The sequence below is a fragment of the Pseudarthrobacter sp. LMD1-1-1.1 genome (assembly GCF_040676255.1).
Classification (GTDB): domain Bacteria; phylum Actinomycetota; class Actinomycetes; order Actinomycetales; family Micrococcaceae; genus Arthrobacter.
Window position 1 is genome coordinate 175,514 of the sequence record NZ_JBEGHP010000024.1, and the last position, 24,703, is coordinate 200,216.

The 24,703-nt window shown below is 66.6% G+C and carries 24 protein-coding genes; 20 read left to right on the forward strand and 4 right to left on the reverse strand.

What is annotated here, in order from left to right:
* Window positions 1-73 precede the first annotated feature (73 nt).
* From gcl to bcp, 5 genes are all read left to right on the forward strand, one after another.
* On the forward strand, window positions 74-1,864 hold the full coding sequence (gene gcl, locus MRBLMD1_RS17235) for a glyoxylate carboligase (RefSeq protein ID WP_364401821.1): 1,791 nt from the start codon (window positions 74-76) through the stop codon (window positions 1,862-1,864).
* A 2-nt stretch (window positions 1,865-1,866) separates the two neighbouring features.
* Complete coding sequence (locus MRBLMD1_RS17240; protein ID WP_364401824.1) at window positions 1,867-3,060, forward strand: glycerate kinase; 1,194 nt, start codon at window positions 1,867-1,869, stop codon at window positions 3,058-3,060.
* Window positions 3,053-4,396: an allantoinase AllB gene (gene allB, locus MRBLMD1_RS17245; protein WP_255173422.1), complete on the forward strand. Its 1,344-nt coding sequence runs from the start codon at window positions 3,053-3,055 to the stop codon at window positions 4,394-4,396. The genes MRBLMD1_RS17240 and allB overlap by 8 nt, the downstream gene beginning before the upstream one ends.
* 9 nt (window positions 4,397-4,405) lie before the next feature.
* A complete protein-coding gene (locus tag MRBLMD1_RS17250; protein WP_364401828.1) occupies window positions 4,406-5,062 on the forward strand; it encodes a winged helix-turn-helix domain-containing protein in 657 nt (218 codons plus the stop codon).
* Window positions 5,063-5,143: 81 nt separating this feature from the next.
* Complete coding sequence (bcp, locus tag MRBLMD1_RS17255) at window positions 5,144-5,623, forward strand: thioredoxin-dependent thiol peroxidase (RefSeq protein ID WP_159629889.1); 480 nt, start codon at window positions 5,144-5,146, stop codon at window positions 5,621-5,623.
* A gap of 64 nt (window positions 5,624-5,687) precedes the next feature.
* On the opposite strand, the gene MRBLMD1_RS17260 is transcribed toward bcp, so the two are convergent.
* Entirely contained in the window at window positions 5,688-7,076 is a 1,389-nt protein-coding gene (locus MRBLMD1_RS17260; protein ID WP_159629887.1) for an MFS transporter, read from the reverse strand.
* 95 nt (window positions 7,077-7,171) lie between these two features.
* On the opposite strand from MRBLMD1_RS17260, the gene MRBLMD1_RS17265 reads away from it, so the two are divergent.
* Together MRBLMD1_RS17265 and MRBLMD1_RS17270 are read left to right on the forward strand one after the other, a co-directional pair.
* Entirely contained in the window at window positions 7,172-7,564 is a 393-nt protein-coding gene (locus MRBLMD1_RS17265) for a hypothetical protein (RefSeq protein ID WP_159629885.1), read from the forward strand.
* A gap of 9 nt (window positions 7,565-7,573) precedes the next feature.
* A complete protein-coding gene (locus MRBLMD1_RS17270; protein ID WP_159629883.1) occupies window positions 7,574-8,146 on the forward strand; it encodes a GNAT family N-acetyltransferase in 573 nt (190 codons plus the stop codon).
* A gap of 173 nt (window positions 8,147-8,319) precedes the next feature.
* Here the strand turns inward: MRBLMD1_RS17270 and MRBLMD1_RS17275 are convergent, their stop codons facing one another.
* On the reverse strand, window positions 8,320-8,601 hold the full coding sequence (locus MRBLMD1_RS17275) for a hypothetical protein (protein WP_224023239.1): 282 nt from the start codon (window positions 8,599-8,601) through the stop codon (window positions 8,320-8,322).
* 247 nt (window positions 8,602-8,848) lie between these two features.
* Here MRBLMD1_RS17275 and MRBLMD1_RS17280 point away from each other — a divergent pair, with 247 nt between their 5' ends.
* The 8 genes from MRBLMD1_RS17280 (at window position 8,849) to MRBLMD1_RS17315 (ending at window position 16,808) form a co-directional block, all read left to right on the forward strand.
* Entirely contained in the window at window positions 8,849-9,961 is a 1,113-nt protein-coding gene (locus MRBLMD1_RS17280) for a PP2C family protein-serine/threonine phosphatase (protein ID WP_159629879.1), read from the forward strand.
* A complete protein-coding gene (locus MRBLMD1_RS17285; protein WP_364401834.1) occupies window positions 9,958-11,916 on the forward strand; it encodes a glycosyltransferase family 2 protein in 1,959 nt (652 codons plus the stop codon). The genes MRBLMD1_RS17280 and MRBLMD1_RS17285 overlap by 4 nt, the downstream gene beginning before the upstream one ends.
* Window positions 11,916-12,248, forward strand: a complete 333-nt coding sequence (locus MRBLMD1_RS17290; RefSeq protein ID WP_141945622.1) for an STAS domain-containing protein — start codon at window positions 11,916-11,918, stop codon at window positions 12,246-12,248. The genes MRBLMD1_RS17285 and MRBLMD1_RS17290 overlap by 1 nt, the downstream gene beginning before the upstream one ends.
* Complete coding sequence (locus MRBLMD1_RS17295) at window positions 12,241-12,666, forward strand: ATP-binding protein (protein ID WP_364401837.1); 426 nt, start codon at window positions 12,241-12,243, stop codon at window positions 12,664-12,666. Before MRBLMD1_RS17290 ends, MRBLMD1_RS17295 begins: the two co-directional genes overlap by 8 nt.
* A gap of 166 nt (window positions 12,667-12,832) precedes the next feature.
* Window positions 12,833-13,330 carry a 2-oxo-4-hydroxy-4-carboxy-5-ureidoimidazoline decarboxylase gene (uraD, locus tag MRBLMD1_RS17300; protein ID WP_364401840.1) on the forward strand — a complete coding sequence of 166 codons (498 nt, stop codon included), beginning with the start codon at window positions 12,833-12,835 and terminating at the stop codon, window positions 13,328-13,330.
* On the forward strand, window positions 13,327-13,665 hold the full coding sequence (uraH, locus tag MRBLMD1_RS17305; RefSeq protein ID WP_324643268.1) for a hydroxyisourate hydrolase: 339 nt from the start codon (window positions 13,327-13,329) through the stop codon (window positions 13,663-13,665). The genes uraD and uraH overlap by 4 nt, the downstream gene beginning before the upstream one ends.
* Window positions 13,666-13,747: 82 nt before the next feature.
* A complete protein-coding gene (locus tag MRBLMD1_RS17310) occupies window positions 13,748-14,557 on the forward strand; it encodes an IclR family transcriptional regulator (RefSeq protein ID WP_364401843.1) in 810 nt (269 codons plus the stop codon).
* 316 nt (window positions 14,558-14,873) lie between these two features.
* The gene (locus MRBLMD1_RS17315; protein WP_364401845.1) at window positions 14,874-16,808 is read left to right on the forward strand and encodes a BCCT family transporter; all 1,935 of its coding nucleotides are present in this window, start codon (window positions 14,874-14,876) and stop codon (window positions 16,806-16,808) included.
* Window positions 16,809-16,904: 96 nt separating this feature from the next.
* Here MRBLMD1_RS17315 and MRBLMD1_RS17320 read toward each other — a convergent pair whose 3' ends face one another.
* Window positions 16,905-17,186, reverse strand: a complete 282-nt coding sequence (locus tag MRBLMD1_RS17320; RefSeq protein ID WP_364401848.1) for a hypothetical protein — start codon at window positions 17,184-17,186, stop codon at window positions 16,905-16,907.
* Window positions 17,187-17,314: 128 nt separating this feature from the next.
* Window positions 17,315-17,995 carry a GntR family transcriptional regulator gene (locus tag MRBLMD1_RS17325; RefSeq protein ID WP_159629862.1) on the reverse strand — a complete coding sequence of 227 codons (681 nt, stop codon included), beginning with the start codon at window positions 17,993-17,995 and terminating at the stop codon, window positions 17,315-17,317.
* Between the two features lie 121 nt (window positions 17,996-18,116).
* Here MRBLMD1_RS17325 and purU point away from each other — a divergent pair, with 121 nt between their 5' ends.
* From purU to MRBLMD1_RS17350, 5 genes are all read left to right on the forward strand, one after another.
* Complete coding sequence (gene purU, locus MRBLMD1_RS17330) at window positions 18,117-19,022, forward strand: formyltetrahydrofolate deformylase (protein ID WP_159629860.1); 906 nt, start codon at window positions 18,117-18,119, stop codon at window positions 19,020-19,022.
* 47 nt (window positions 19,023-19,069) lie between these two features.
* Window positions 19,070-21,562, forward strand: a complete 2,493-nt coding sequence (locus MRBLMD1_RS17335; RefSeq protein WP_364401852.1) for a GcvT family protein — start codon at window positions 19,070-19,072, stop codon at window positions 21,560-21,562.
* A gap of 4 nt (window positions 21,563-21,566) precedes the next feature.
* On the forward strand, window positions 21,567-22,193 hold the full coding sequence (locus MRBLMD1_RS17340; RefSeq protein ID WP_159629857.1) for a cyclodeaminase/cyclohydrolase family protein: 627 nt from the start codon (window positions 21,567-21,569) through the stop codon (window positions 22,191-22,193).
* On the forward strand, window positions 22,190-23,095 hold the full coding sequence (locus tag MRBLMD1_RS17345; RefSeq protein WP_364401855.1) for a bifunctional 5,10-methylenetetrahydrofolate dehydrogenase/5,10-methenyltetrahydrofolate cyclohydrolase: 906 nt from the start codon (window positions 22,190-22,192) through the stop codon (window positions 23,093-23,095). Before MRBLMD1_RS17340 ends, MRBLMD1_RS17345 begins: the two co-directional genes overlap by 4 nt.
* A 156-nt stretch (window positions 23,096-23,251) precedes the next feature.
* The gene (locus MRBLMD1_RS17350; protein WP_364401858.1) at window positions 23,252-24,592 is read left to right on the forward strand and encodes a molybdopterin molybdotransferase MoeA; all 1,341 of its coding nucleotides are present in this window, start codon (window positions 23,252-23,254) and stop codon (window positions 24,590-24,592) included.
* Window positions 24,593-24,703: the final 111 nt, after the last annotated feature.

Consider the following 24,703-nt stretch of genomic DNA (forward strand, 5'->3'; position numbering starts at 1 on the left):
CGTCGTACACGAAACGACGGCGGTCCCTCCAGCACACCCAAAAACAGACTTTCAAGCTTTCAAGGAGCACCCCATGAGCAAGATGCGTACCGTTGATGCAGCGGTGGCCATCCTGGAAAAGGAAGGCGCCATCGAGGCGTTCGGCCTGCCAGGCGCCGCCATCAACCCCTTCTACTCCGCAATGCGCGCCCACGGCGGCATCCGCCACACCCTGGCCCGCCACGTCGAAGGCGCCAGCCACATGGCCGATGGCTTCAGCCGCGCCAAGGACGGCAACATCGGCATCTGCATCGGAACCTCCGGCCCTGCCGGCACCGACATGATCACCGGCCTGTACGCCGCCTGGGCAGACTCCATCCCCATGCTCTGCATCACCGGCCAGGCCCCCGTGGCCAAGCTGCACAAGGAGGACTTCCAGGCTGTGGACATCGAGTCCATCGCCAAGCCCGTCACCAAGATGGCCATGACCATCCTGGAACCGGGCCAGGTTCCCGGCGCCTTCCAGAAGGCCTTCCAGCTGATGCGCTCCGGCCGCCCCGGCCCGGTGCTGCTGGACCTGCCCATCGACGTGCAGATGGCAGAAATCGAATTCGACATCGACACCTACGAGCCACTCCCCGTTGAGAAGCCCAAGGCCTCCCGCAAGCAGCTGGAAAAGGCCCTGGACATGCTGCTCGCCGCCAAGCACCCGCTGATCGTGGCCGGCGGCGGCATCATCAACGCCGGCGCCTCCGCGCAGCTGGTTGAGCTGGCCGAAACCCTGAATGTTCCGGTCATTCCCACCCTGATGGGCTGGGGCACCATCCCGGATGACCACCAGCTCATGGCCGGCATGGTGGGCCTGCAGACCAGCCACCGCTACGGCAACGAGAACTACCTGCGGAGCGACTTCGTGATCGGCATCGGCAACCGCTGGGCCAACCGCCACACCGGCGGCCTGGAAACCTACACGGCAGGCCGGAAGTTCGTGCACATCGACATCGAGCCCACGCAGATCGGCCGCGTGTTCTCGCCGGACCTGGGCATCGCGTCCGACGCCGGCGCGGCGCTGGCAGGGCTGGTTGAGCTCGCCAAGGAGCGGGCTGCGGCCGGGTCCCTGCCGGACTACAGCGCCTGGGTTGCCGAGTGCCAGGACCGGAAGGCCTCCCTGCACCGCAAGACGCACTTCGAGAACATCCCCATCAAGCCGCAGCGCGTGTACGAGGAGATGAACAAGTCCTTCGGCCGCGACACCACCTACGTGTCCACCATCGGCCTGTCCCAGATCGCCGGCGCGCAGATGCTGCACGTCTTCGGCCCGCGCAAGTGGATCAACGCCGGCCAGGCAGGCCCGCTGGGCTGGACCGCCCCGGCTGCCCTCGGCGTAGCCCGCTCCAACCCGGACCAGACCGTGGTGGCCCTCTCCGGCGACTACGACTTCCAGTTCATGATCGAGGAACTGGCCGTGGGCGCGCAGTTCAACCTGCCGTACATCCACGTGGTGGTGAACAATTCCTACCTGGGCCTGATCCGCCAGTCCCAGCGCGGCTTCAACATGGAACAGAACGTGTCCCTGGCGTTCGAAAACATCAACAGCTCCCACCTGTCCGAGGACACCCGCGGCTACGGCGTGGACCACCTGAAGGTGGCCGAGGGCCTGGGCTGCAAGGCCGTCCGCGTGGAGGACCCCAGCGACCTCGCTGCCGCGTTCGACAAGGCCAAGGCCCTGATGGGTGAGTTCCGGGTTCCCGTGGTGGTGGAGGTGATCCTGGAGAAGGTCACCAACATCTCCATGGGCGTGGAAATCAACGCCGTGAACGAGTTCGAGGAACTGGCGGAATCCGCCGCCGACGCTCCCACCGCCATCCTGGCACTGCAGGCCTAACCATGCGCATCGTGATCGCCCCGGACAAGTTCAAGGGATCGCTGTCAGCCCCGGAGGTGTGCAGCCACCTGGAAAAGGGCCTGCAGCGCGGGGCCGGGGGCAACCTTGACGTGGTCCGGATTCCGGTGGCCGACGGCGGCGAGGGCACCCTCGACGCCGCCGTCGGCTCCGGCTTCACCCGGCGCACGGCTACGGTGGCCGGACCCACCGGGCAGCCGGTGGAAGCCGAGTTCGCCGTCCGGGGCCACGAAGCCGTCATCGAAATGGCCACAGCCTCCGGGCTGGCGCTGGTCCCCCGGGTAAAGGACGGCGGCCGCCCCAGCCCGGCGCATGCCACCACGGCCACCAGCCTGGGCACGGGGCAGCTCATCCGTGCCGCGCTGGACGCGGGTTGCCGCCGCATCGTGCTGGGCGTTGGGGGCAGCGCGAATACCGACGGCGGTGCGGGGCTCCTGCAGGGCCTCGGTGCCAGGTTCCTGGACAGCCGCAACAACGAACTTCCCCCGGGCGGGGCTGCGCTGGCCAACCTGCACAGCATCGACTTCACCGATTTCGAGCCCCGCCTGGTGGACACCCGCTTCGTGCTGGCATCCGACGTGGATAACCCGCTGCTCGGCGCCCAGGGCGCCGCGGCGGTGTTCGGTCCGCAAAAGGGCGCCACACCACAAGACGTCGGCATGCTCGACGCCGCCCTGGCCAGGTTTGTCGAAGTCCTGGCCAGGGAAATCGGATTCCGCGCCGTCAAGGCTGCCGAGGCTCCCGGAGCCGGGGCAGCCGGCGGCGTGGGCTACGCCGCCATCGCCGTCCTGGCCGCGACACGGCGGCCAGGCATCGACGTCGTCCTGGAATTCACCGGGCTGGCGGACCGCCTGGCCGGCGCCGACCTGGTGATCACCGGCGAAGGCAGCCTGGACGAACAAAGCCTGCTGGGCAAGACACCCATGGGCGTTGCCCGCGCCGCAGCGGCGCAGGGGGTCCCCGTCATCGCCGTCTGCGGCCGGACCACCCTGGACCAGGACCAGGCAGTGGCTGCCGGGTTCGAGGATGTCTACGCTTTGACGGCGCTCGAAACCGATGTAAACAGGTGCATAGCAGAGGCAGGACCGCTGCTGGAGCAGCTGGGCACCCAGATCAGTGCGGGGTTGGCGGCCGACAGGACCGCCGCCGCAAGTACCAAGGAGGACCTCCGTGTCTGAAGAACGTTTTGACCTCGTCATCCGGGGCCGGCGCATCCTGACCACCGCAGGCATCGCCCCGCGTGAAGTGGGCGTGCGCAATGGCAAGATCGTGGCCATTGAGCCGCTGGGCAACGGCCTGGCCGGCACCGAGGTCATCGAACTGGCCGACGACGAAACCCTGCTGCCCGGCCTGGTGGACACCCACGTCCACGTCAACGAACCAGGCCGCACCGAGTGGGAAGGCTTCGCCTCCGCCACCCGTGCAGCCGCGGCCGGCGGCGTGACCACCATCATCGACATGCCGCTGAACTCCGTCCCGCCCACCACCACGGTGGAGAACCTCAAGCTCAAGCGCGAGGTAGCCGAGGACCAGGCCTTCATCGACGTCGGGTTCTGGGGCGGCGCCATCCCCGGCAACAAGGCAGACCTGCGTCCCCTGCACGACGAAGGCGTGTTCGGCTTCAAGTGCTTCCTCCTGCACTCCGGCGTGGACGAGTTCCCGCACCTGGACGCGGATGAGATGGAAGAGGACATGGCCGAGCTGAAGTCCTTCGACTCGCTCATGATCGTCCATGCCGAGGACTCGCACGCCATCGACCGCGCACCCCACCCCGGCGGCGACCATTACGAAACCTTCCTCGCCTCCCGCCCCCGCGGTGCCGAGAACAAGGCCATCGCCGAGGTCATCGAACGCGCCCGCTGGACCGGTGCGCGTGCGCACATCCTGCACCTGTCGTCGTCGGACGCCCTGCCCATGATTGCCAGCGCCAAGCGCGACGGCGTCAAGCTCACCGTGGAGACGTGCCCGCACTACCTGACGCTGATGGCGGAGGAAATCCCCGACGGCGCCACCGCCTACAAGTGCTGCCCGCCCATCCGGGAAGCCTCCAACCGGGAGCTGCTGTGGCAGGGCCTGCAGGACGGCACCATCGACTGCATCGTCTCGGACCACTCCCCGTCCACGCTGGACCTCAAGGACCTGGAGAACGGTGACTTCGCCGTGGCCTGGGGCGGGGTCTCATCCCTGCAGCTGGGACTGTCCCTGATCTGGAGCGAGGCCCGGCACCGGGGCATCCCGCTGGAACAGGTGGTGTCCTGGATGGCGGAGAAGCCTGCCAGCCTGGCCCGGCTCACCAACAAGGGCCAGCTGGCTTTGGGCTACGACGCCGATTTTGCGGTGTTCGCCCCTGATGAGGCGTTCGTGGTGGACGTGTCCAAGCTCAAGCACAAGAACCCCATCACGCCATACGACGGCAAAGCCCTGTCCGGCGTGGTCCGCAAGACCTTCCTCCGCGGCGCCGTAGTGGACGGCCAGACCCCCACGGGCAAGCTGATCCGCCGCGGCGGCGTATAAGGGCCCGCCATGGCAGTGGAAGCCCACTACCCGGGGGCGGGGACCCGGCCAGGATTTGCTTCACGCAAGGCCGCAGCCCGTGGCCTCGCCGTGTGGGTGGTCCCGGCCGAAGGGACCAGCCCGGATATCCTGCGCCACGCCGCCCAAATGGTCCTTGCCAGGGCCCTCGAAACTGCTCCGGAGGCGGAAGTCCACTGGCCTGCCGCCGGAGCCCCCACGTCCGGGGTCTCCGCCAATGCGGAAGGAGCCGCAGCCGACTCCTCTCGCGTTCCTTCCACGGCGGAGAACCCCGGCGCAACCGCGGCCGACGGCGGCACCCGCCTGCCGCCGTCGGCCGGCCCCGTCAGCAGGGTCGCCGTGGACCTCGCCGCCGACTCCGTCCTGCTGGACGGCAGGCCGGTGGCGCTGACCGGCGTCGAATACAAGGTGCTGCGCTACCTGGTGACGCACCTGTCCCGCACGGTAGGCCGCGAAGAGCTGCAGGAGTTCCTGGAATCGTTGGATTTTCCCGGAGCCACCGCACGTTCCATCGACGTCTACGTGGGCAGGATCCGCAAGAAACTGGGCAATGCCCGCCATGCCGTGGCCACTGTCCGCGGCGGCGGCTACCAGTTTGTGCCGGGCCCGCACGCAGCCGTTCGGGGTCCGGCGGAATACTGCATATGACGCGCTGGTTTGTATCAGTAAGCGGTGACCCGCTTCACTTGATGTTTGGCCATCACTGACCGAGTCTTACAAAGGAACGCCATGAGCCCCACCCTGACCACCAAGCTTCAGCCCGGCACCCCGGCTCCTGATTTCACCCTCCGGGACGCCCAGGGCCGCGAGACCTCTCTGGCCGATTACCGTGGCAAGAACGTCATTGTCTACTTCTACCCGAAGGCCGCGACCCCCGGCTGCACCACCGAGGCCTGCGACTTCCGCGACAGCCTGGCCTCCCTGCAGGGCAAGGGCTACGAGGTAGTGGGCATCTCCCCCGACGCGCAGGAAGCCCTGGCCGGCTTCAGCGGCGACTTCTCCCTCACCTTCCCCCTCCTCTCCGACCCCGACCACGCGGTTGCCCTGGCCTACGGCGCCTGGGGCGAAAAGCTGGTCCAGGGCGAAATCCACGAAGGCATCGTCCGCTCCACGGTTGTGGTGGACCCTGAAGGAAACGTCACCCTGGCCCAGTACCAGGTACAGGCCGACGGCCACGTCGGCCGCCTCAAGGAAGCCCTGGGACTCTAGCGCCCATCACTTCCTGCAGCATTTCCACGGACGCCCCGGCACCTGGTGCCGGGGCGTCCGGTGTTTAATGCGCAGTTTCTGCCGCCACCTGCGCATACGACGCGGAAACCCGCCGGTAGACCGGGGCAAGGAAGGCCAGCAGTGCGGCCGCGATCATGATGATTCCGGCCACCAGGAACACCAGGGCGATGCCGCGGGAGGTGCCCTCACCCAGCAACGGCGCCAGGAGCGCGGCGCCCTCCGCGGACCGCGCATACGGGATGATCCAAAACTGGGCGATGGGCGCGACGAGGAACGCCGTGACGGGGGCCGCGGCGGACTCAAACGCCATGGCGAACCCGAAGACACGCCCCTGCCGTTCCAGCGGCACCACCCGCTGGATGACGGTTTGTTCTGCCGCCTCCACGAACGGGACCAGCACCAGGTACAGCCAGATCCCCAGGATGTAGAGCCACGCCCACTCCCGCAGCGTAAAGACCGCGCCGAGTACGCCCATGGCCGCCACGGCGACCAGGAGGGTGCGCAAGGGGTTGGCGCCGAGCCCGAACTTGCCGATCAGGGCACCGCCAAGGATGAATCCCGTGGATCCAACCGCGAAGACCGCACCCCAAATCTCCACCGAGAACATTTCCAGCCCGTACGGGTCCATCAATGCCATGTAGACGCCGCCGATGAAGTTGTTGAACGTTGAAAACAGGATCAGCGCGAAGAGCCCCGATATGGCCAGCACTGCCGTGAACGAGCCCCGGAGGTCGAATCCGCCGTGGGCGTCCGATGCCGCCGCACGCATCTCCTCGGGCATCCGGAGGGTCAGCAGGTGTGCCGCAGCCAGCGCCGTAAGCACCAGCGCGACGGCGATGGTCCAGCCCATGCCCAGCAACCCGATGGACAGCCCGGACAGCAGGGAAGTGACGATGAACATCAGGCCCTGCACCATCCCCACCAACCCGTTGGCATTCGCCCGCCGCTCCGGCTCGATGAGGATGGTCACCGTGGTGGACAGGGCGATGTTCCGCATGTTCTCCACCACGGCGCCCACCAGGATGATCAGGGTGAAAATCCAGAACCACGGCTGACCCAGGTCCAGCAGGGACGGGGCAGGCGTGAGCAGGAACATCACCCCGGACAGTAGGAACATCACCAGGGTGAAGGCGGCGGCGAACCGCATCACGGCCAGCTTCCGGCAGCGGTCCACGAACGTACCGAAGCTGATACTGGACAGGGCAATCAGCAGCATGTACGCGCCGCCCACCACCCCGGTGGCTATGACGTTGCGCGTCTCCAGGTACAGCCAGAACGTCAGGGCGAACCACAGGTAGCTGGTGGTGATGTTGGCCAGTGCCGTGTTGACCAGGATTCCGGCGAAGGTGCGGGAGCGCTCAGCCGGCGTTCGTAGGGAGGCGGCAACGGTATCCGGATCCGCGGCAGCACTGCCCGGTTCCTGCTGGGTCATGCGTCCCAGTGTAGTGAGGGGCACCAGGAGCCAACAGGGTGGAAACTGGGCTGATGGGGAGACAATCAGTTCCGCGGGATGGGGAAGGGATGGTCATGGACAGCGAAACGGACAAGGAAACACCTGCAGCCGGAGCGGATCCCCGCCTGGCGCTGCTGCTGGCCTCGATCTTTCAGGCAGGCGACGACGCAACAGTGGAGCTCACCGTGGTGGTTGATGGTGCCGTGATCTCCGGATCGGCTGTATCGGAGCACGCCTGGACGCAGCGGCAAAATGACCAGGTCCGGATCGGCAGCTGGGCCATCGCCGGAGTTCTCGACGCCTATGGTTCCCCAGCGGGCGAGGCCGGCACGGAAGCCCAGCCACGGTACCTCCACTTCCTGGCGCCGGTGCTGCTCTCAGGGGGAACCAGGGTTCCGCTGCAGGCCACCCGGGTTGACGTGCGCAGGGTCGCCGCCTGGAGCATCGGCCGGATTCCCGGCGACTAGGATCGCACCATGGCCATTGAGGTGCGCCCGGCAACCAGCTTCGAGGACGTCAAAATACTCGTGGGGCCCAAACGGCCCGACGCCACCGTCTGCTGGTGCCTGAGCTACCGGATTCCCTCGAAGCAGAACGTGTCATTGCGGGGCGAAGAGCGCGGGGAGCTGGTCAGGCAGCTGGTGGCGCAGGATCCACCGCCAGGCGTGGTGGCGTACGACGGCGGCGAACCGGTCGGGTGGGCAGCGGTGCACCCGCGCGCGGACACCAGTTTCGCCCGGAACCGCAGAATCCCGCATGTGGATGACAGGGACGCCTGGTCTGTCTGGTGCTTGCGCGTCCGTCCCGGCCAGCGGGGCAAGGGAATCTCGCACCACCTGCTGGCCGGCGCAGTGGCTCTGGCGCGCGCTTATGGGGCTCCCGTGGTGGAGGGCTATCCGGTGGACAACGGCGGCCACAAGGTGGACCTCACCATGGCTTATGTGGGAACCCGCAGGCTGTTCGAGGATGCCGGCTTCACCAAGGCGGCAGACACAACCTCGGTGCTCAACGGCTTTCCCCGGGTGCTGATGCGCCTGGAGCTGGCATGACGGCGCTATTTCCGGCGCCAGTACTTCCCCCAGTCGACCTCCATGGCCCACAACGCAAGCAGCAGCGCGTCCATGGTCATGAGTCCTGCCATCAGGTACGACCAGCCCAGCAACAAACTCACAGCAATCTCCTGACTATCCCCCAGCCAATCGATTGCTGCTAAGTGTGGCACCTACAGGGCCGCGACGGAATGCCCTCCGCCCGCAGTCTTTAAAAGGGCCTCAAGCCTGTGGTGTGCCTCGGTCTCCAGCTTGAGCCGGTGCGTGAGCCTTTCCACCTGGCGGGACATGTCCTCCCCCACCTGCAGCCGGTCCCCCGGCCAACTGGATACTTCCCGCGATTCGGCGAGCGCATGCTCAAGTTCCCGGGCGGCGGCCCGCACTTTCCGGGAGTGGAAGAGGACGCGCAGCAGCGCCCTGGCTTTGTCCATCCCGCTCTTTTTGACGTATTCCATTGGCTTCCCCGCCTTCCGCAAGCCGAACAGCCCCCGCGCGGATCGTCGTCGTACCCTGTTGTCTGGAAAGCTGTTGCCGTTCTTCGAGTGTGACCGGCGTTCCTCAACGTCCCGGCAAGCAGGTGCCAAGATTTCCGCAAGATCTGCTGGGTGCGGAATTAATGCATCGGGACCTGTCAGCCACGTCACGGGAAACTGTGAAGCCTAAGACATGCCCTGTGCGCCTTAATACTGTAGAAGTAGAGCTATGGTCTCTCCCTCCGAATCCCGCCGTGCGGTTGTCATCGAAGATGACCCGGACATCCGCGGACTGCTGGTCCGTGTCCTGGTCAAGCAGGGCTTCGACGTCACCCAGGCGGGAGCCGGCCTGCCGGGCGTGGAGGAGGTCCGCCGCCGCAAGCCCGACCTGGTGACGCTGGACCTCAACCTGCCGGACCTCGACGGACTCGAGGTCTGCAAGCTGTTAAGGGAGTTCTCGGACGCCTTCATCGTGATGCTCACCGCGCGGGCAGACGAACTGGACAAGCTGACCGGCCTGGACAACGGCGCCGACGAATACATCAGCAAGCCGTTCAGCCCCCGCGAGCTGCAGTCCCGGATCAACGCGCTGTTCCGCCGCCGGCCCTCCGCCGCCGCTGAATCCGCAGCCCGCGGCGAGCTGGAACGCGCCACCGAGGTGCAGCAAAGCCTCCTCCCAAAGGAGGACATCCGGGTGGACGGCTACGATGTGGCGGGCCTCTTCCGGCCCTCCCGCAATGTGGGCGGCGACTTCTATGACTGGTACCAGACCCCGGGCGGGCTCCACCTGACGTTCGCCGACGCCATGGGCAAAGGCATGGGCGCGGCACTGATCGCAGCCACCGTCCGCGCCGTCATGCGCTCCACCGGCCTGCGCCAGGATCTCGACGCCGGGTTCGCCTCAGCCAGCAAGGCGATCGCTGCGGACCTGGACTCCTCCAACTCCTTCGTCACCCTGTTCCACGCCCGGCTGGACGCAGCGTCCGGCAACGTCAGCTACGTCGACGCCGGCCACGGCCTTGCGCTGCACGTCCAGCCCGCAGGCCCGGCGGACCGCCTCCCCTCCGCAGGACCGCCAGTGGGTGCCTGGCCCGGGACCCAGTGGCCCCAGGCAGAACTGGAACTGGCCCCGGGGGATTCCCTGGTGGTGGTCAGCGATGGCGTCCTGGACGTCTTTGAATCAGTGGAGGACTTCACCGACGCCGTGCAGGAGGCCACGCAGGCGGCTGCTTCGGCGCAGGAAGCGACCAACTCCATCCTGGCCCTCGCCCCCGCAGAGACCGCCGAGGACGACGTCACGGTGGTCGTGGTCCGCCGGCTCCCCCGGGAGGTGGCCGCGTGACCCGCTTCTGGACCCGCGTGGTGGTGGTGCTCACCGTCCTGACCGGCCTGAACTACATCGCCTGGCGCTGGGCGGCATCCCTCAACTGGGATGCCTGGTGGATCGCCCTCCCCCTGGTGGTGGCTGAAACTTACAGCCTCATCGACGTCATGCTCTTCGGCATGACGGTGTGGAAGCTGAAGATCCGCAAGGGGGCGCCGCAGCCACCGCACGATGCCACCGTGGACGTCTTCATCACCACCTACAACGAGGACCTGGACATGGTCCTCACCACGGCGCTGGCGGCCCAGAAAATCCGGCACCCGCACAGCACCTGGATCCTGGACGACGGCGCACGGCCGGAACTCAAGGCGCTGTGCGAACAGCACGGCCTGGGCTACGTCACCCGGAGCGAAGACTGGACCAAAGACCTCCCCCGGCATGCCAAGGCGGGCAACCTCAACAACGCCCTCATGGTCACCCACGGCGAGTTCCTGCTGATCCTGGACGCGGACCAGATCCCCGAGCCGGACATCCTGGAAAAGACCCTGGGCTACTTCAACAACCGCCGGGTGGCCCTGGTCCAGACACCCCAGTACTTCAGCAACGTTCCTGACAGCGACCCGCTGGGCAGCCAGGCACCGCTGTTCTACGGCCCCATCCAGCAGGGCAAGGACGGCTGGAACGCCGCCTTCTTCTGCGGCTCCAACGCCATCCTGCGCCGCGAGGCCCTGATGCAGCTGGGCCTGGTGGGCTACGTCAAGGAGACCGAAAAGAGCATCCGCCGCGCTTTGGCCGCCTCCCGGGCAGCCATCAAGCAGGCCCGGAAGTCGGCGGACGTGGAGTCACCCCTGGTGACGGAGGTCCTGGACGAGGTGGAGGCTGCCACCCGCGAAGCCCAGGAGGAAGTGGACGCCGGCCGGCCCCTCAGCGAGGTCACCTACCGGGTCCGCCGCCGCGTGGACGCCGCAGTGCAGACCCTGGTCCAGGCCGACGTCGCAGCCCTGCAGGCGGACCTTGAGGAAATCGCCGCCATGGAACTGGCCCACGTGGGCGAGTCCGGCGTCCCGGTGGTTGCGGACGACGCAGTCCAGCGCATGTCCGCCCGTGACTGGTCGCCCCTGGGCGCCCTGGAATCCGTCCAGGCCGTGCTGGATGCGCTGACCGTGGAACGCAGCAACGAAGCCCAGCCCGTCATGCCCCTGGCCACCATTTCCGTCACCGAGGACATGGCCACCGCCATGCGCATGCACGCCATGGGCTGGGAGAGCGTCTACCACCACGAGATCCTGGCGTACGGCCTGGCGCCCGAGGACATCGCCACCATGCTGACGCAGCGCCTCCGCTGGGCCCAGGGCACCATCCAGGTGTTGCTGCGGGAGAACCCCCTGGTGCAGAAGGGCCTCAAAATCGGCCAGCGCCTGATGTACTTCGCCACCATGTGGACGTACCTCAGCGGGTTCGCCGCCGTCATCTATTTCGCGGCCCCCATCATCTACCTGCTGCTGGGCATCCTGCCGGTCAGCAGCCTCAGCTGGGACTTCTTCATCCGGTTCATCCCGTTCATGGTGGTCAACCAGCTGCTGTTCGCCGTGGCCGGCCGCGGCATCCCCACCTGGCGCGGCCAGCAGTACAGCCTTGCCCTGTTCCCCACCTGGATCAAGGCGTGCACGACGGCGGCCCGCAACGTCTGGTTCGGCCGTCCCCTGGGGTTTGCGGTCACCCCCAAGGCCCGCCAAAGCGGCGGACCCAGCTGGAGCCTCATCCGGCCCCAGATCGTGGTGTCCGTCCTGCTCGCCCTGGCCGCCGTCGTCGGAATTGTCCGCCTGGCCACCGGGCTGGCGGAACCGCTGGGCACCCTGGTTAACGTCCTCTGGGTGGTCTTTGACCTGGTGGTCATGAGCATCCTGGTCCGCGCCGTCCTCTACAAGGGGTACGAGCCGGCCGCAGAACCTGCAAACAGAGAGGAATCCTGATGGAGTTCAGTTATGAGGTCAAAGACTCGTACGCGGAGGTCAAGGCGGACGGGCGGCTGAACATGGTCTCCGCGCCCAAGCTGCGCGAGTTCGTGACGGACGTGATCGCGGGCGGGTCCAACCGGATCGTGGTCAACCTGGAAAACACCGCGTTCATGGACTCCTCGGGCCTCGGCGCGCTGATCGGCTGCCTGAAGGCCGCCCGCCAGGCCGGCGGGGACCTGCGGATCGCTGCCGTGCAGCCGCAGGTGAACATGGTCCTGAAGCTGACCAGCATGGACAAGGTCCTCACCGCCTACCCCACGGCCGAGGAGGCGTTCAGCAATGACTGAGGTCCTGGCTTCGCGCAGCTTCCGGGGACCCGCTGCCGAGGACGCCATCGAGGCGGTCCACAACGACCTCGACAGCCTCTGGCTCGACGTTCCGTTCGTCAACGACATGGACCAGATGACGTTCACGACGGCGGTCATCGAGTCCGCGTCCAACATCGTCCAGCACGCCCAGCCGGCCGGTGACCGGGAGGTGGAACTGGGTGTGGAGACCACCGTGCAGCCGGCCATGCTGCAGGCACGGGTCAGCGCCTACCACGCGAAGCCGCCGTTCGGCCCCATGGAGCCGGCCGTCCCGGGGGAGGACGCAGAGTCGGGGCGCGGGCTGGCAATGATCGAGGCGCTGGTGACCACGGTGACGTTCGAACGCCAGGACGGCACCAACACCTGGGTCCTGTCGCGCACGTCATCACAGGACTAGGGCTCCCAACGGCTTGACAGTGCACCGCACCTGCTCTTGAATATTACGTATGCTGAAATAACAGTTCCATGATGCGGAAGCCTTGCAGTGCGCAGGCGCCGGGTTGTCCGGCATCCGCATAGCCCTCACCATGGATGCCAGCATGACCCCAAGGATTGCGACCAGCATGAAGCTTGCCGAATTCAACAGCGCGGATCCCGCCGCCGCCCAAGCCATCCTCCGGCCCTGCATCGACGTCAGCCGCTGGGTGGAGGCGGTGGCCGGAGCCCGTCCCTACGCAAACCGCGACGGGCTCCTGGCGTTTGCCGCCAAGGCTGCCAGCCCATTCACACCGGCCGAGGTGGAAGCCGCCATGGCCCACCACCCCAGGATCGGGGAACGCCCGACGGCGGCCGGCACCGAGGCGTCCATGTCCCGTTCCGAGCAGGCCGGGGTGGACCCGGCGGATACTGCTGTCGCCGACGCCCTGGCACGCGGGAACCGGGAGTACGAGGAGAAGTTCGGCCGCGTCTTCCTGATCCGGGCAGCCGGACGCAGATCACAGGACATCCTGGCGGCACTGGACCAGCGGCTCACCAACTCCCCGGAAGAAGAAGACAGCATCGTGGCCCAGCAGCTGCGCGAAATCGCCGTACTGCGGCTCGAAGGAGTGATCAGCGAATGAGCGTCTCACATGTGACCACCCACATCCTTGATACCGGCGCGGGGCGCCCGGCGGCGGGTGTCGCCGTCGTCCTTTCGAAGAACGACGCCGGCACCTGGCGTGAGCTAGCCACCTCCAGCACCGACGCTGATGGCCGGGCCAAGGACTTGGGGCCGGAGCAGCTGGAACCCGGCCACTACAAATTGAACTTCGCCACGGGCGCCTACTACGCGGACTTGCAGACGCGGACGTTCTTCCCGGAAGTGGACCTGGTCTTCGAAGTCACCGGCCCCGAGCACTACCACGTGCCCCTGCTCCTGAGCCCGTTCGCGTACTCCACCTACCGCGGCAGCTAGCGGGCCCTCACAGGCTTCCGCTGCCCGGCCGGCCTGCCGCAATGTCACGGCCGTCACATTAACCGGCATAGGATCAGGAAGTATGGCTTCGAATAAGGAAACTGAATCCGATACCGATGCGGAAGGCGGACAGTCCGGCGGCGTGCAGTCCGTGGAGCGGGCCCTGACCGTCCTGGAGATCCTGGCACGGGAGGGACATGCGGGCGTGAGCGAAATAGCCGAGGAAATGGGGATCCACAAGTCCACCGTGTCCCGGCTGATGGGCTCGCTGGTCACCCGTGAGATGGTCCATCAAAACAGTGAACGCGGCAAGTACCAGCTCGGTTTCGGGATCCTTCGCCTGGCCAGCTCCATTCCCGGCCGCCTAAGCCTGGTGCGCGAGGCAAGGCCAGTCCTGGAGAGCCTGGCGGAAGAGTTCAAGGAAACTGTGAACCTGGCCGTCCTGCGCTCCAACTACGCTGTGAACGTGGACCAGGCCATGGGTCCCTCCACCCTGGCCACTTACGACTGGGTGGGAAGCCTGACCCCGCTGCACGCGACCTCCAGTGGCAAGGTCCTCCTGGCGGCACTGGAGGCTGACGACCGGGACCGGATTTTGAAGGAGACGGGCCTGACTGCCCGCACCGCCCGCACCATCACCTCCCGCAAGGAACTGGACGCACAGCTGCTCGAGGTAGTGGCCAACGGGTACGCGGTGGTGCGGGAGGAGTTCGAGATCGGCCTGAATGCCGTGGCAGTGCCCGTCTACAACCACCAAGGCGTCGTCATCGGTGCCCTCAGCATTTCCGGGCCGGCATTCCGGTTCGACCCGGAGAAGATCCCGGGCCTGCTGGACACCCTCAAGGACGCGGGACTCAAAGTCAGCGCCAACATGGGTTACACGCGGCACTGACAGCCGCCAGAGTCAACACGGCAATGACCCCGGGTTCGTTGGAACCCGGGGTCATTGCCCTGTTAAGGGCAGCCTGCCCTTTTCCGGCCGCCTGCAGGATGCCCTTTCGCTGCACGGCGCCCTTGACTTTGAAAGTGACGTACAGCACTCTTGTTGCTTAGCGCGAACTCTGTTGATCTTTGCGGAACACCTCCCCCATGGGGCTTAGGGCCCTGACATCGCTGGCGAACGGCCAGGCGGCAACCCCTCCGCGGATTGCGCTGCCCCCAGCCAGCACTAAACGCAAGCCCATGGACTAGCCAAAGGACCCGCTTTCATGGCCATTAACAGTGACCTGAGCTCCGCCAAACCCAAAGCGCCGCCTTCAGGGGACGTTCCCCCCGAGCCGCTGGACACCTATCAAGAGGAAGAGACAACGACCCTTCCCGCCGTCAACGAACACGAGCAGATCCTGGAGGAACTGAGGCAGAGCAACAGGGAGCAGGCCGTCTCCCAGCGCCGCAACCGGAAGCTGACCCTGGACAAGGCGACGTTCGGCATCACCGGCGCCATCGCGCTGGCGTTCGTGGCGTGGGGGTTCCTCGACAAGGACGGCCTGGCCACCACTTCGAAGGACGCCCTCGACTGGGTCATGGAATACACCGGCTGGCTCTTCATGGTCCTCGCGTCCCTGTTCGTCGTCTTCGTCCTGTGGTTGGCCCTGGGCAAGTTCGGCAACATTCCACTCGGCAAGGACGGTGAGAAACCCGAGTTCCGCACGGTGTCATGGATCGCCATGATGTTCGCTGCCGGAATGGGCATCGGCCTGATGTTCTATGGGGTGGCGGAGCCGCTGTACCACTTCGTCTCTCCCCCGCCCGGAACCGTTGACGGCCGGACCCCCGCAGCCATCCAGACGGCCATGGCCACCTCGATCTTCCACTGGACCCTGCACCCTTGGGCCATGTACGCGGTGGTGGGCATCGCCATGGCCTACGGCACCTACCGGCTGGGCCGCAGGCAACTGATCTCCGCTGCCTTCACCTCGCTGTTCGGCATCAGGACCGTAGAGGGGCCGGTGGGCAAGGTCATCAACATCCTGGCCATCTTCGCCACCCTCTTCGGCACCGCCGCGTCACTGGGCCTGGGCGCCCTGCAGATCGGCAGCGGCTTCACGTCCAACGGCTGGACAGGCGAGATCGGAACACCCGTGCTCGTGGGAATCGTGGCGATCCTGACAGCCTGCTTCATCGCATCCGCCGTGTCCGGCATCAGCCGCGGAATCCAGTGGCTGTCCAACGTCAACATGGTCCTTGCGGTGGTCCTCGCCCTCATCGTGTTCGTGGCGGGCCCCACTCTTTTCATCCTCAACCTCATCCCCTCGGCGGTCGGCGACTATTTGCGCGATCTGGCCGAAATGTCCTCCCGCACTGAGGCCGTAGGTGACGAGGCGCTCCGGACCTGGATGTCCGGCTGGACCATCTTCTACTGGGCCTGGTGGATTTCCTGGACGCCCTTCGTGGGCATGTTCATCGCCCGGATCAGCCGGGGCCGCACCATCCGCCAGTTCGTCACCGGCGTACTGCTGGTCCCCAGCATTGTCAGCGTCATCTGGTTCGGCATCTTCGGCGGCACTGCCTTCCATATCCAGCAGGAAGCGGACAAGGCCGGCACGCCTGGCCTGATGACCGTCACCCACGGCAAAGCAACCATCGAATTTGACGGCGCCCTGTTCAACCTTGTGAAGAACCTCCCCCTGCCCCCGTGGATGATTGCGGCCGTGATCGTCCTGGCCATGGTGCTGGTGGCAATCTTCTTCATCACCGGCGCCGACTCCGCGTCCCTGATCATGGCGTCGCTGAGCTCCAACGGCAGTTCCGACCCCAAGCGTGCACTGGTCATTTTCTGGGGCGCCCTCACCGGCGCCGTGGCGGCCGTCATGCTTCTGGCCGGCGGCGACCAGCCCTCCGAAGCGTTGTCAGGCCTGCAACGGATCACCATCGTCGCGGCCCTGCCGTTCGTCGTCGTCATGCTGTTGCTCTGTTTCGCCATCACCAAGGACCTGCGCAGGGACCCCCTCTCCCTGCGCCGCCGGCTGGCGGACTCTGTCGTGGAACGGGCCATCCGTACCGGCGTTGAGCAGCACCGCGGTGTCCAGTTTGAGCTGGTGACAAAGCATGAATGCGCCGAAGGATGCGCCCAAGGCGCAAACTGCACGGGCACGGGTCCGGACGTGGAAGAGCCGGAGCCGGAAAAGGCAGCCATACGGTAGCAGCGTGGAACACATGGAGCCCCGGCGCGGGACGCGCCGGGGCTCCGTGGTTATTGCCTGCATTGGAAGCGGCAGCTCCCTGGGCGCCAGGGAGGGCTAAACCCAGATTTGGTAGCCGGAGGACTTGTCGAAAATGCGCCGGGTGCTGATGCCCTCGGCGGCGATCCAGAGCACCGAGCCGTCCTCCGCAGCCTGGTCCACCACCCCACAGGCCACGTGCTCCCCCCGCAGCCACACCTCGACGCTGCGGCCGGGCAGGCGCGCCCAGTCGGCCCGGAGGCCGAGAGCCGTCTTCGACGTGCCGCCGCCCTGGCCATCCTGTTCGAGGTCAGGGTCGGTGGCATCACGTGGGGCTTCAAGGGTTGCCTGGGAATTCACTGGTCACTCCGATCGCCGGCGCCGTCGCCGCTCGAATCCATCACTGATATTTGATTGATATATCAATCTGGATCCAGTGTATGGCCCCGGTCACACTCCGTGTCAACAGATGCCCGGGGCGAAAGGCGCTAGGCCTTGAAAAGCGCCTCACGGACCGCGCTCTCGAATCCGCTGACGTGGACGCGGGCAAGCTCCGCAGCCCGCTCCTCATCACCGTCGATGACGGCGCGGAGCAGATCGAGGTGTTCACGAACATGGTGGGACAGGTCCGGCAGCCGGTCAATGACCATGCACCAGATGCGCGTTGCCAGGTTGTCGTAGCGGATCAGGATGTCTTCCAGGTGCGGGTTGGCGGCGGCGGCGTAGATGCCCTGGTGCACCTGGGCATCCAGCTGCAGCGTCTCGGTCACGCTCGCCGAGGACACATCGAACGCCTCAACCTTTTCGAGGGTGGCACGCAGCTCGTCCCGGACCGCGGGGGAAGCCACCCGTGCAGCACGGGCGGCCGCGAGGGGCTCGAGCTGGGCGCGGATCTCCGAAATAAAGGAAAGGTCGGTCACGTCCACCCGGGTAGCGAAAGTGCCACGCCGCGGGTAGGTCTTCACCAGCCGGTCCAGCTCCAGCCGCTTCAGGGCTTCGCGTACCGGAGTCCGGCCCACACCCAGATTCTTGGCCAGGAGCTCGTCGTTCAGCAGCTCTCCGGGCTTGATTTCAAGGGTCAGCAACCAGTCGCGGATGCTCTCGTAGGCGACGTCAGCAAGGGACTTCTTCCCCATGGCGTCCGCCACCGCTAAAGCTTCGAATGCCATGCTGAGCCCCTTCTTCCCAACCAGAAAAAAACTATTGACCTCGCCTGTGGACCAGTATACGCTGGCACCCAATCTAATATATCAGTCCGTTGCTTTTGAATATATCTAGAAGGAGCAGGGTATGACCCTCATCGAAACAGCCCCAGCAACCACCACCCTGCCGGCACTCAAAGAAGAGCAGCCGCAGAAGTTCGTACTGACCCTGTCCTGCAAGGAGCAGGCAGGAATTGTGCAGGCCGTCACCACGTTCCTGTTCGAGCGCGGCTTCAATATCGACGAGCACCAGCAGTTCGACGACAGCCTGCGCGAGACACTCCACCTGCGCACCGCGTTCTCCGGCTCCCCCAACTACACGCCCGCCATGCTCGAGGAAGAGTTCGCGGGCATCGCCAGCCGGTTCGACATGAAGTTCAGCTTCCACGACCAGACCGCCAAGCGCGTCCTGGTCATGGTGTCCAAGTTCGGCCACTGCCTCAACGACCTCATCTTCCGCTGGCGGGGCGGCAGCCTTGGCGGCGAACTGGTTGCGGTCGTTTCCAACCACGAGACCCACCGTGCCATGGCGGAAGCCGCAGGGCTCCCCTTCATCTACGTCCCCGTCACCCCTGACACCAAGGCGGACGCAGAGCGCCGGCTGCTGGAACTGGTGGATGAGTACGAGGCCGACCTCGTGGTCCTGGCCCGTTACATGCAGGTTCTCTCCGACGATCTCTGCCGGGCGCTGGAGGGCCGTGCCATCAACATCCACCACTCCTTCCTCCCTGGCTTCAAGGGCGCACGCCCCTACCACCAGGCCTACGACCGCGGCGTCAAGCTGGTGGGCGCCACCGCCCACTACGTCACCGCCGACCTGGACGAGGGTCCGATCATCGAGCAGGAAGTCATCCGCGTGGACCACACCTACGGCCCGGCCCAGCTGTCCACCGTGGGCCAGGACGCCGAGGCACTGGCCCTCTCCCGCGCCGTCCGCTGGCACTGCCAGCACCGCGTGCTGCTGGACCAGACCAGCACCGTGGTGTTCCGGTAAGCACCCCGTCCGCAGACATGACCCGTAAAGCAGCAGGAGAGACCCCCTTGGAATCGTCACCACGCATTGTCATTATCGGAGCCGGCATCGTCGGCACCAACCTCGCGGATGAACTCGTCACCCGGGGCTGGAACAACATCACCGTCCTGGACCAGGGCCCCCTCAACATGCCCGGCGGCTCCACCTCGCACGCCCCGGGACTGGTCTTCCAGACCAACCCCTCCAAGTCCATGGCCCTGTTCGCCAAGTACACCGTGGAGAAGCTGCTGTCCCTGACCGAGGACGGGACCAGCTGCTTCAACCAGGTGGGCGGCCTGGAAGTTGCCACCACCGAAACCCGCCTCGCGGACCTGAAGCGCAAGCTCGGCTACGCACAGGCATGGGGCATCGAGGGCTCCATGCTCACCCCGGCCGAGTGCAAGGAGCTCTACCCGCTCATCAATGACGAGGACATCCTCGGCGGCCTCCACGTTCCCAGCGACGGCCTCGCATTGGCCGCCCGCGCCGTACAGCTCCTGATCAAGCGCACCGAGGCCGCCGGCGTGAAGTACATCGGCAACACCGAGGTGACCGGCATCGAGCAGTCCGGCCGCCGGGTCACCGGCGTCCAGACCCCCGACGGCGTGATCCCGGCAGACATCGTCGTCTCCTGCGCCGGCTTCTGGGGCGCAAAGGTGGGCGAGCTGATCGGCATGTCCGTGCCGCTGCTGCCCCTGGCCCACCAGTACGTCAAGACCACCCCGGTTCCGGCACAGCAGGGCAAGAACGAACTGCCCAACGGCGCCCGGCTGCCCATCCTCCGGCACCAGGACCAGGACCTCTACTACCGCGAACACGGCGACCGCTACGGCATCGGCTCCTACGCCCACAAGCCCATGCCCGTGGACCTGGACGAACTCGGCAGTTTCAAGCCGAATGAGATCAGCGAGCACAACATGCCGTCCCGGCTGGACTTCACCCTCGAGGACTTCCTCCCCGCCTGGGAGGCCACCAAGCAGATCCTGCCGGCCCTGCGCGAAAGCGAGATCGAGGACGGCTTCAACGGCATCTTCTCCTTCACTCCGGACGGCGGCTCGCTGGTGGGCGAGTCCAAGGAACTGGACGGCTTCTTCGTGGCCGAAGCCGTCTGGGTCACCCACTCGGCGGGTATCGCCCGCGCCGTGGCAGAGCTCCTGGTGGACGGCAAGTCCTCCATCGATCTGGGCGACTGCGACATCCACCGCTTCGAGGACGTCCAGCTGACCCCCGAGTACGTCAGCGAAACCTCGCAGCAGAACTTCGTGGAGATCTACGACGTCCTGCACCCGCTGCAGCCCAAGCTCTCCCCGCGCAACCTGCGCGTCAGCCCCTTCCACGCCCGTCACAAGCAGCTGGGCGGCTACTTCCTGGAAGGCGCCGGCTGGGAACGCCCCTACTGGTTCGAGGCCAACGCAGAGCTCCTCAAGGAGATGCCCGCAGACTGGCAGCCGCCGGCCCGCGACTCCTGGTCCGGCATGTTCAGCTCGCCGATTGCCGCGGCCGAGGCATGGAAGACACGCACCGCCGTCGCCATGTACGACATGACCCCGCTCAAGCGCCTTGAGATCTCCGGACCCGGCGCCCTGAAGCTGCTGCAGGAACTGACCACTGCGGAAATGAACAAGAAGCCCGGAGCCGTCACCTACACGCTCCTGCTGGACGAGCAGGGCGGCGTCCGAAGCGACATCACCGTGGCCCGCCTCGACGAGCAGACCTTCCAGCTCGGCGCCAACGGCAACATCGACACCGCCTACTTTGATCGGGCAGCCCGGCACCAGACCGAAAGCGGCAGCGCCGAAGACTGGGTCCAGGTCCGCGACACCACCGGCGGCACCTGCTGCATCGGTCTCTGGGGTCCGCTGGCCCGTGAAGTGGTCGGCGCGGTCAGCAGCGACGACTTCACCAACGACGGCCTGAAGTACTTCCGGTCCAAGAATGTCGTCATCGGTGGCGTGCCCGTCACGGCCATGCGCCTGTCCTACGTCGGCGAGCTGGGCTGGGAGCTCTACACCAGCGCCGACAACGGCCAGCGCCTCTGGGACGCGCTGTGGAAGGCCGGCCAGCCGTTCGGCATCATCGCCGCGGGCCGCGCCGCCTTCAGTTCCCTCCGCCTGGAAAAGGGCTACCGCTCCTGGGGCACCGACATGACCACCGAGCACGACCCCTTCGAGGCCGGCCTGGGCTTCGCCGTGAAGATGGCCAAGGACAACTTCGTCGGAAAGGCAGCCCTGGAGGGACGCACCGAAGAAAACTCCGCGCGGCGCCTGCGCTGCCTGACGGTCGACGACGGCCGCAGCCTGGTGTTGGGCAAGGAGCCGGTGTTCTACAAGGACCAGGCGGTGGGCTACGTCACCAGCGCCGCCTACGGCTACACCGTTCGCAAGCCCATTGCCTACTCCTACCTGCCTGCGGAAGTCTCGATCGGCGACTCCGTGGAAATCGAGTACTTCGGACGCCGGATCGTCGCTACGGTCACCCAGGACCCGCTGTACGACCCCACCATGACCCGGCTCCGCGGCTAGCACCATGATCAGTTCAGAAACAGTCAGCAGCTACCTCGCCCGGTTGGCCGCAAAGCAGCCGACGCCGGGCGGGGGCGCCGCCGCGGCCCTGCACGCGGCCCAGGGCGCCGCCCTGGTGGCCATGGTGGCGCGTTACACCACCGGCGCCAAATACGAAGAGCATGCACCACTGGTAGGGCGCATCACCCAGGCCGCCGACGACCTTGTCACCGAGGCACTGCGCCTGGCTGAAGCGGATGAACAGGCCTTCCAGGCAGTCATCGACTCCTATAAGCTCCCGTCCGGCACTGATGACCTCAAGGCCGCCCGGGCGGCCGGGATCCAGGCCGCGCTCGTCCAGGCAGCACAGACCCCTGCCCGGCTCATCAAGCTGTCGGGGGCCATCGTGGACCTCGCCACCGAACTGTTCGGCATCGCCAACGCCAACGTCATCAGCGACGTTGCGGCGGCCGCTGACGCCGCCCGTGCAGCTGCCACCACGGCGCGCGTCAATATCGACATCAACGTCGTTGCGGTCAAGGATCCGGAGGCACGCGCGCTGCTTGCCCAACAGACGGACGGCATTGAAGAGAAAGTGGTCCTGGCGGCAGATGCCCTCTCGGCCCGCGTTCGCGAAAGGATCCTGGGTTGAGCACAGCAGTACTATCCGGAAAGCCTTTGGCCGGTTTGTTCCAGCAGGAGGTCCAGGACCAGGTCCGGTCGCTTGAACGGGACGGCGTCCGACCGGTTGTTGCGGTGGTCATGGCGACCGCCGATGAGTCGACGCGCTGGTACGTCCGTTCCATCGAGCGGGCAGCGGAGCGCGCCGGAATCGGCTGCCGGATCATCGACCTTGGCCATGATGCAACGGAACCGGCGCTGGCCAGGGTCCTGCGGGACCTGAGCGCCGAACCGTCCGTGAACGGCATCATCCTGCAAACCCCGCTGCCGGAGGGTGTCCGGACCGACAACCTGGTGGGCCTCATCAGCCCGGAAAAAGACATTGACGGCGCCAATCCGCTGAGCCTGGGACGGCTGGCCGTCGGCCAGCCGGCCTTTGCTCCCGCTACCGCGCGCTCCGTCGTCGAAATCCTTGACCACTACGAGGTTCCCGTGGCGGGCAAGGATGTGGTGGTGGTGGGCCGGTCCGCCGTTGTGGGCAAGCCGCTGTCCCTCCTCCTGCTGGCACGCGATGCCGCCGTGACGGTCTGCCATTCCAGGTCGGGTCCGCTGGAGCGCTACACCAAGGATGCCGATGTCGTGGTGGTCGCGGCCGGCCGCGCCGGGCTGCTGACTGGCAGCCACGTCTCCTCCCGGACGGTCGTGGTCGACGTCGGCACGAACGTCCTTGCCGACGGCTCGCTGGTGGGTGATGTGGACGAAGCCAGCGTCACCGGGACCGCAGCGGGGCTCACCCCCGTTCCTGGCGGCGTCGGCTCCGTGACCACGGCACTGCTGCTCCTGCACACCGTGGAGGCCGCGCGCCGGCAATCGTCCTCCACGCCGCTGGAGTCCGAAGCCGTGGAGGCCCAGGTCCTGGAAGCGGCGGGCTAGGAAGGGCACAGCGTCAGCAACGGGTGTCCCGTTTTTCGTAAAAGGTGCTTCGGTGGGCCTAAGACCTGGGGAGGTATTCCTCATCGAAGCACCGTTTTCGGAAAACGGGGCCCCGCAGCCGGCATTTGCCGGTGAAACAGCAAGGAGGAGGCCCGTATGCCTGCCAATGGACCCACAGCCACCGTTTCCAGGAGTACAGCCGTGCCGGGTCCCGCGCCGGGCCCCATCCCGGAACGGGGCTGCATACCGTGGTCCGAAGCGCGCCATGTCGCCTTCGGCTCGGCCAGTCCGCTCCCGCCCGTGGCCGTCCCGCTCGCTGACGCCATTGGGCGGACCTTGAGCCGGGACGTCACCGCACTCCAGGACCTGCCGCACTATGCCTCGTCCGCGATGGATGGCTGGGCCGTGAACGGACCCGGCCCCTGGCTGTTGGCCGGATCCGGCCAGCAAGGATCCCTGCCCCGTGAAGGCAACAGATTTTTACCCGCAAACAGTGCCGCCGTGATTTCCACCGGCGGCACTGTACCGCATGGTGCCGATGCCGTCCTGCGGAAGGAAAGCGGCCTGGCCGCACGGGACACCAACGGCAACCAGGTCCTGACACTCCGCCCGGAGGCGAAGGCCGGCGAGGCGCGCAGCGGCCAGCACATCCGTCCCGCCGGGCAGGAAGCCCGGTCAGGGGAGGTACTCCTACCTGCCGGCACTGTCCTCAATCCCGCGCAGGTGGCCCTGGCTGCGGCGGCAGGGCACGACACCGTGCAGGTCCGCGCCCGGCCCGCTGTCGCCGTCGTACTCACCGGGGCTGAAGTGGTGACGCAGGGTGTCCCGGCCCCCGGGCAGGTCCGTGACACCTTCGGCCCGCAACTGGGAAACGTGGTGTCCCTCCTCGGCGGTGTTGCCGGGAGCCCGCAAAGAATCGGTGATTCCTTTGGCAGCTGGCTGGATGCCCTGGACAGCCTCGTCCTGCCCGCCGGCGGCGCAGATGTCATCATCACCACCGGTGGCACCGGTAAGTCAGGGACGGACCATTTCCGTGCCGCCATCGATGCCCTGGGCGGCCAGCTGCTGGTGGACGGCATCGCGATGCGTCCCGGCCATCCGGCCGTGCTCGCCGGGCTTCCGGACGGCCGGTTCGTGATCGGTCTTCCGGGCAATCCCCTGGCGGCCGTGATGGCCCTGCTCACTGTCGGCGCACCCCTGATCGCCTCGCTTGGGGGCGCGCAGCCGCCTCCGTTGCAGCTCATGATGTCCGGCTGCGACCTTGAGGGCGATCCGGGAAGGACACGCCTGGTCCCCTGCCGGTTCCTGTCCGGCCTTGCGTTCCCCGTCCAGCACACCGGGCCCGGCATGATGCGCGGGCTTGCCTGGGCCGACGCGGTCATGGCCGTTCCTCCCCAGGGCGTTGACTCGGGGGGACCCGTTCCCGTGCTCCCGCTTCCGTGGGCAGCACCAGAAACCCCACGGACCCCCGGGGCGGAGGCCGCCAACCCACCCTGACGCAGAGGTTTGCCCTGCTTACCCCCTCACCAGGCACTCGATATGGCAGAGGTCTCCCTGTCCCAGCGGTCAGGGCCTTTGGTGTGCCCCGGAGTAGCCAGCAGGAGCGCC